This window comes from Meiothermus cerbereus, from assembly GCF_051297115.1.
Classification (GTDB): domain Bacteria; phylum Deinococcota; class Deinococci; order Deinococcales; family Thermaceae; genus Meiothermus; species Meiothermus cerbereus_A.
In genome coordinates this window covers 1-5,703 of sequence record NZ_JBEVAL010000110.1, presented here as the reverse complement: position 1 = coordinate 5,703, position 5,703 = coordinate 1, and the positions used below count along the sequence as shown (strand labels likewise).

At 64.5% G+C, this 5,703-nt stretch carries 5 protein-coding genes and 1 pseudogene; all 6 read right to left on the bottom strand.

The window, feature by feature from the left end:
- Nucleotides 1-206, bottom strand: a pseudogene (locus tag ABWU19_RS14065) (hypothetical protein); the annotation flags it as partial.
- 1 nt (nt 207) lies between these two features.
- On the bottom strand, nt 208-699 hold the full coding sequence (locus ABWU19_RS14060) for a hypothetical protein (protein WP_245958788.1): 492 nt from the start codon (nt 697-699) through the stop codon (nt 208-210).
- Entirely contained in the window at nt 686-895 is a 210-nt protein-coding gene (locus tag ABWU19_RS14055) for a hypothetical protein (protein WP_119358817.1), read from the bottom strand. Before ABWU19_RS14055 ends, ABWU19_RS14060 begins: the two co-directional genes overlap by 14 nt.
- Nucleotides 885-3,215 carry a type IV secretory system conjugative DNA transfer family protein gene (locus tag ABWU19_RS14050; RefSeq protein ID WP_435902286.1) on the bottom strand — a complete coding sequence of 777 codons (2,331 nt, stop codon included), beginning with the start codon at nt 3,213-3,215 and terminating at the stop codon, nt 885-887. The genes ABWU19_RS14055 and ABWU19_RS14050 overlap by 11 nt, the downstream gene beginning before the upstream one ends.
- Nucleotides 3,216-3,223: 8 nt before the next feature.
- On the bottom strand, nt 3,224-4,525 hold the full coding sequence (locus ABWU19_RS14045) for a hypothetical protein (protein WP_435902285.1): 1,302 nt from the start codon (nt 4,523-4,525) through the stop codon (nt 3,224-3,226).
- A gap of 9 nt (nt 4,526-4,534) precedes the next feature.
- Nucleotides 4,535-5,703: hypothetical protein (locus tag ABWU19_RS14040; RefSeq protein WP_435902284.1), on the bottom strand; the 1,169-nt coding region annotated here is incomplete at its 5' end.

Here is a 5,703-nt window from a genome sequence, read left to right as displayed (position 1 = left end):
GCCTGCACCGCCATCCGCGCGATCCCCCGCCGGATGTGGCGCAGCTCGTCCAGTAGCGCCCCCTGGTAGAGCACCAGCCCCCCCAGCAGCAGGTTGATTACGCCAAACTCGATCATGCTGCCCCGGAGAAGAAAAATCCCCGGCAGCACGCCCGAAAGCCCTACTACCACCCCTACCCAGCCGATGATTCGCAAGAACTTCTCCACACTACCTCCACCGGGCCACCCGCCGCTCTACCAGCCCGTCAATCCGGTATGGACGGGCCACTGCGAAGGCCTCTACGAACTGCCGCACCAATGCCGCTACTTTCGCCGGGGACTCCTCGAGGCGGTACACCGGCAGGCCCATGCGTTCCTCGCGGATGACCGCCACGCGCCTGTCCACCACGAGATAATCCCCTCTCGTAAAAGCTAGCAATCTTGCCCCCGTGTTCGGCAGCAACGAGGCCCACGGGGTGTAAGAAGGGCCCGACTCCACTGTGTCCGCCCGCGTGAGGATGTACCCCCTGGCCCCCCGCTCCACCACCGCCACCCGGTACCCCTCGGCTACTGGGCGGTCGTCGAAGAGCGCCATCTCCAGCAGCACCTCGCTCCGCGCCGACGCTACTAACCGGCTCACCTCCGCTTCGGAGAGCGTGGGCGTAGCAGGGGCCTGGGCCAGCCCTATCCCTGCAAAAAGTAGCACGCTAAGCAGCCGCACCGTCCACCTCCACGCCAAAGGTCGCTGCCCATCGCCGGGCCTCCGGGCCTACCACCAGCAGCAGCACCCAATGCCCTTCCCTGCGGTACAGGCGGTAGCCCAGACCCGGCAGATAGACCAGACAGTATTTCCGCTTGCCATCCCACCGCACCACCGTGGCGTTCTCGAGTATCTGCCAGAACAGTTCAACCCGCATGGCCGCCCTCCATCCGCTCCAGCGCCACCTCCACCCGCACCTTTCCTTCTTCCGAGGGGAAGTGTTTGGCGTACTCCCTGAGCACGGTCTCGGCCTCCTCCTGGCTCATCTCCACCACCCTGGCTCCGTCCTGCCCGTGGTTGCGGGCCCACTCCCGCACCCGGCACCAGCGCACCAGGGCTACCACAAAGCCTTTATCCAGCGCCTCCAGCCCCTTGCTGGTGAGGTTCACCGAGAGCTCCCTGGCCCCCTTGACCTCCACCCATCCCTCCCGCACCCAGGCGGTCTCGGGTGGGGGGAAGCCCTCCGGCAGGACGAAGCGGAGGCCCGTGGTGGTCTTCTTGTGGTAGTAACGCTGGAATACCGGCATGACCGAAGTCAGTCGGCGGATGTAGCCCTCCAGGCTGCGCGGGTCACTGGCCTCGATTGCGGCGGGCTGCGGTTTTACCGTCCGGTGTACGGCCGGAGGCCGTCCCGATAGGGCATCGTCCGTTCGATGTACGGGCACAGCCCGTCCCACCAGGGGATCGTCCGTGGCCGCTGGAGGAGAAGCCTCGGAAGAGGAAACCGTTGCGGTTACGGCTGGGCTTGCGGTGGCCGGGCGCTCGCCCGATTTCCGGGCCTTCTCGTACAGCCCGTGCAGGGGATGCCGCTTCTCCCACATCCCTCCGAGGTGGGTACGCACCGGCGGCTTGCCGTCGAGGATGACCACGGTCTCGCCCTTCTTCACCTCCCGCATCTCCTCAGCGGATAAGAGGAAGCGGGCCTCTTCTCGTTCCCCCTCGCCCTCGCTGCCCGAGAGGAAGCCGCTCCTGGAAGAGCTCCGGGAGTAGCCCACCACCGTCTCATAGCCCAGGGTGCGCGCGAGCCACTTGCGATCCTCCTCCGAGAGCCGCTCGAGCAGATACACCTGCTGCCCGAACGTCCCCTGGATGCTCTCCCACACGTCCCGCCCGTAGACCGAGCGCCCGTTCGCCAGGTTCTGCACGCTCACGTGGAAGGCGGCCCCCTTCGAGCGCATGGTCTTGAGGTTGTCCTCGATGCCGGGGAGCTTCCCAAACGCGGTGAACTCGTCGAGGTAGACCGAGGTCAGCGTCTTCAGCGTCCCCCCGTTCCGGGCAGCGGCCCGGTGGATTTCCCTGTCCATGATGCGCTTCACGAGCCACAGCAAAGCCGTCGCCTTGCCCCCCTCCAGGTGCTCCTGGGGGATGCCGATGTAAAGCAGGCTGGGTTCGCTAAAGAACTTCTCCCAGGGGATAGCCCCCGTACCAGGCAGGCTCGCGGCGTCCAGGTAATCGTTCTCAAAGAGGGCCAGCTTCCCCGCCAGCCCCGCCACCACCCCGGCGATGATGTCCTCGCGGGTCTGGAGCACCGCCCCGATGCGCTCCTTGAGGTGGGGCCGCACCTCGGCGTAGGCTTTGATCTCCTCCTTGCCCTGGCGCAACAGGTTGAGGATGTGGCGCAACGAGTAACGCCCTTCCTGGCCCTCAATCCAGACCAGCCCGGCCAGCAGCATCCGCTCGAGGTTGGCGTAAAACTCAGCCCCCCCGTCGGCCAGGCGTGGCACGATGATGTCCGCGATGTTGCTGGCCTCCTGGGGGTTCTCCGCCCCCTCCAGGAGGGCGATGCGGGCCGAACCCGCCACAAAGGGGGTGTAGCTGTACACGTTCCGCCCGAAGTAGCGGTAGTAGCGCACCGCCTCCATCAGCCCGCCCTCGTCGGGCCACTTTAGATCAAATACGACAGCGCTCCAGCCGTCCCTGGCATCCAGCAGGATGTTGGGCTGGAAATATCCGGTGGTCTTGCCCCCGCCAGGCTTGCCCACCACCAGCGTCCCGGTACGCCGCTCCATGTGGGGAACCCGCAAGGGCTTGCCCTCGAACAGGCCGTACCAGCCGCTACCCTTCTCGCCCAGGTAGCCCGCCAGGTCTTTGGCGGTGGCCCAGCGCCCTTGACCAGGCAGCTTGCGCGGGCGGTGGGGGCGGATCAGGAAGGGCAGCATCCCCACGACGAAACCGCCGGCCACCACCAGCCGCAGGGTATCCAGGGGTAAGGCCTTCTGCCACAACCCGTTGAAGGTGCTGGAGCAGTTGCCCAGGAAATCCCCCGCACAGCGGAGGACGAGCTCGCTGGGGGTGGCTGCTTTGAGCGCTTTACCCCACCCCTCCCGCATCATCCCCTCGGCTACCTCTATAGCGGTCTGCCAGCCGATCCAGCCCACCGCTACTAGCGTCCCAATCATTAGTAAGCCGCCTCCCAGGCGGGCTAGCTTCTGGGAGGTGGGCACCTCAAGCAGCGAACCCGGACGTGCCGCGCTCATAGAACCTCCTAATCACTTGATGGCCCCGGCAGACCGCGTGGATTCCCCGCTGCCGGTGGAGCAGGCCTCCGCTCGCCCTTGATACGGAAGCTGGGCTCATCCCGCACCGTACTGGTGTTCGCGGCACTGGGCCCGCTGTACACCCGCCCGCCCAGCGAGGACGCCCCTAGCATCTGGCGAACCCCTGTGGCAACGAACCCGCCCACAAAGCTCATCGCCACCCGCTCCACGTTGAACAGCACGTAGGCAGCTGCGGCCATCCCTGCCAGCAGCAGAATGATCCCCAGCAGCCAGGCCTGTACCGCTGTGGTGATCTGCTGCCACACCGCATTTGCCCGGATAGTGAAAGCCTTCAGGTTTTTGCCGAAGGTACACCCCACATCCAGCATGCTACAATCGCCCATCGCGTCTACCACCACTGCCAGGCCCGCCTCTTTCTGGGCCTCGATCCGCTCGAGGGCCTGCTCCACATAGGCGTTGACCTGGTTCACCGGGCGGTTGATCCCCATCTCGACTGCCGCTTTGAAGCCGATGGGCAGCAGCAACACGATGAGCAGTGCCCCTACCACCGCCGCGATCCATTTTCCAAACCAGTCTGCTGCTGAGCCTTTGGGGAACATCAACAGGGCAACGGCCAGGGGGAACAAGGCCACCCCAATCTCCACCGTGAACGAGGCCACCACGATCAGGATGAAGAAGAAGAGCATGAAGGGAATCAGCAACAGGGTGGCCCAGTTGAGGTACTGCATGACCTTGCTGGCCCCCGCACTTGTCCCCGAGGCCACCGTGCGGGTCGTGGCGTTCTTGGCTACGTTTTCAGCGGTTTTAGCGGTCATTATCTTAATCGCCCCTACCGCACCCATAAAGGGCACTACCCGCATAGCCAGCGCGTCCAGGCTGTCTCCGGCATCCGCCAGTGTATTGGCTGAGGAGTCCACCCCCCATTCCCGTGCGGCCATCATGGCCCGATCCAGGGTGTTCCCCACGAACCCGCTACTCCACAGGGAAAGCAGCAAACCTACCACCGCCAGTCGGACAAAAGTGCCCTTGATGGCCTCCAGCCCGCCTCCTACGATGCCCTGCACGATGCCGTAGACGAAGCCCAGCATCACCAGGGCCAGGGCCAGACTGGAGATGCCTGCCTCCAGGCGGGCCACGTCGCGGCTGATGCTCTGCAACCAGCGGTTGATGTCGAAAAACGTCCGGAACAGGCTTTCCTGCTGGGCGGTATTAGCCGGTGGAATCTGCGGCTGGTCGGCCAGCCCCATCCCCGCCAGAAGCAGTACAAGCAATACAAGAACCCGCAACATATTCTCCCCCTATGGACGGATGCACACCGTACTGCCGTCGTTGCCAACCCCGAGCACCCCATCGGGACAGGCCACCGTGCGGGCCAGCGCCGCCAGCATCCGCAGGTTGGCGGTCTGGCTTTCGGCCTCCTCCGCTACCTGGGCCATCGTGCGCTCCACCTCGCCCTGCCAGGCGTTTATCTCATCGCTTCTGCGCTGGAGTTCAACCTCTAACAGGTTGGAAATCTGCTGTGTGGTGTAGGCCTGCTGCACCGCCGATTCCCGCATAGCCTGCACGATGTCCTGGGTGTTACCCAGGTTTTGCCGCATTATTTTGGCCTGGGCATCTACCAACACCTCCAGCACCTCACGGGTAGAGTTGGCTTCCCGGGCCCGCCGTACCACCTGCTCCGCCTCGCCTTCCTGACCGGGCAGGGGATTGGTGACCTGCAGGGCCTTCTCCAGTTCCTCCTGGGTGCGCCCGGTGCTCGAGCGCTCCACCTGCTTCTCTGCGGCCCCCTTGATGGCCTCTACCCGCCCCTTCTGGAGCACGAGGCTCTCCCGCTGCTGGTTGCTGACCACCGAGGTCAGGATCAGGTTAGGGTTCAGCTTCAGCGCTTCCAAGGCCCACCACGACGGGCTGCCGTTGGGATAGGGGTTGTTGCGTAGGGCTTCCACCTGCTTTTCCCGCTGGCGGGTCATCCAGTTGCTGAGCTGGGCCGCTGCCTTGCGGTAGTTGCGCCGGAAGGCCAGAAAGTCGCTCTCTAGCTGGTCGGCCTCGACGTTACCCTCAGCCAAGCCCAACTCCCCGCCTAAACCGTTGACCAGGTAGCTCACACCAGTGATGAACCCTTCCCGCTTAAGCATGTCGAAGTCTTGCCGAACCTCATCCCACATCCCCACTGCCCGATCCAGCGTGCGGTAAACCGTGCATACCCAGCGCACGCTCTCCAGGCTGAAGGTATTGATGGTGCGGCAGGCCGTACCTCCCCACTGCTGCACCTGCTGCCAGATGGCCTCAAGGTTCGCCGGGTTCTCCGAGGGGGGCTGGGCCGCGGGGTCTACCACCACGCTGAAAAACTGGCGTTTGGCTCCCACGTTGATGGTGGTTAACGAGGATGCTTTCGGCGCACTGGCCGCCGCTGTAAAGACAATCTCCACCGTGGTGTTTTTCTGTGGATCACTTACCGTAATAGCGT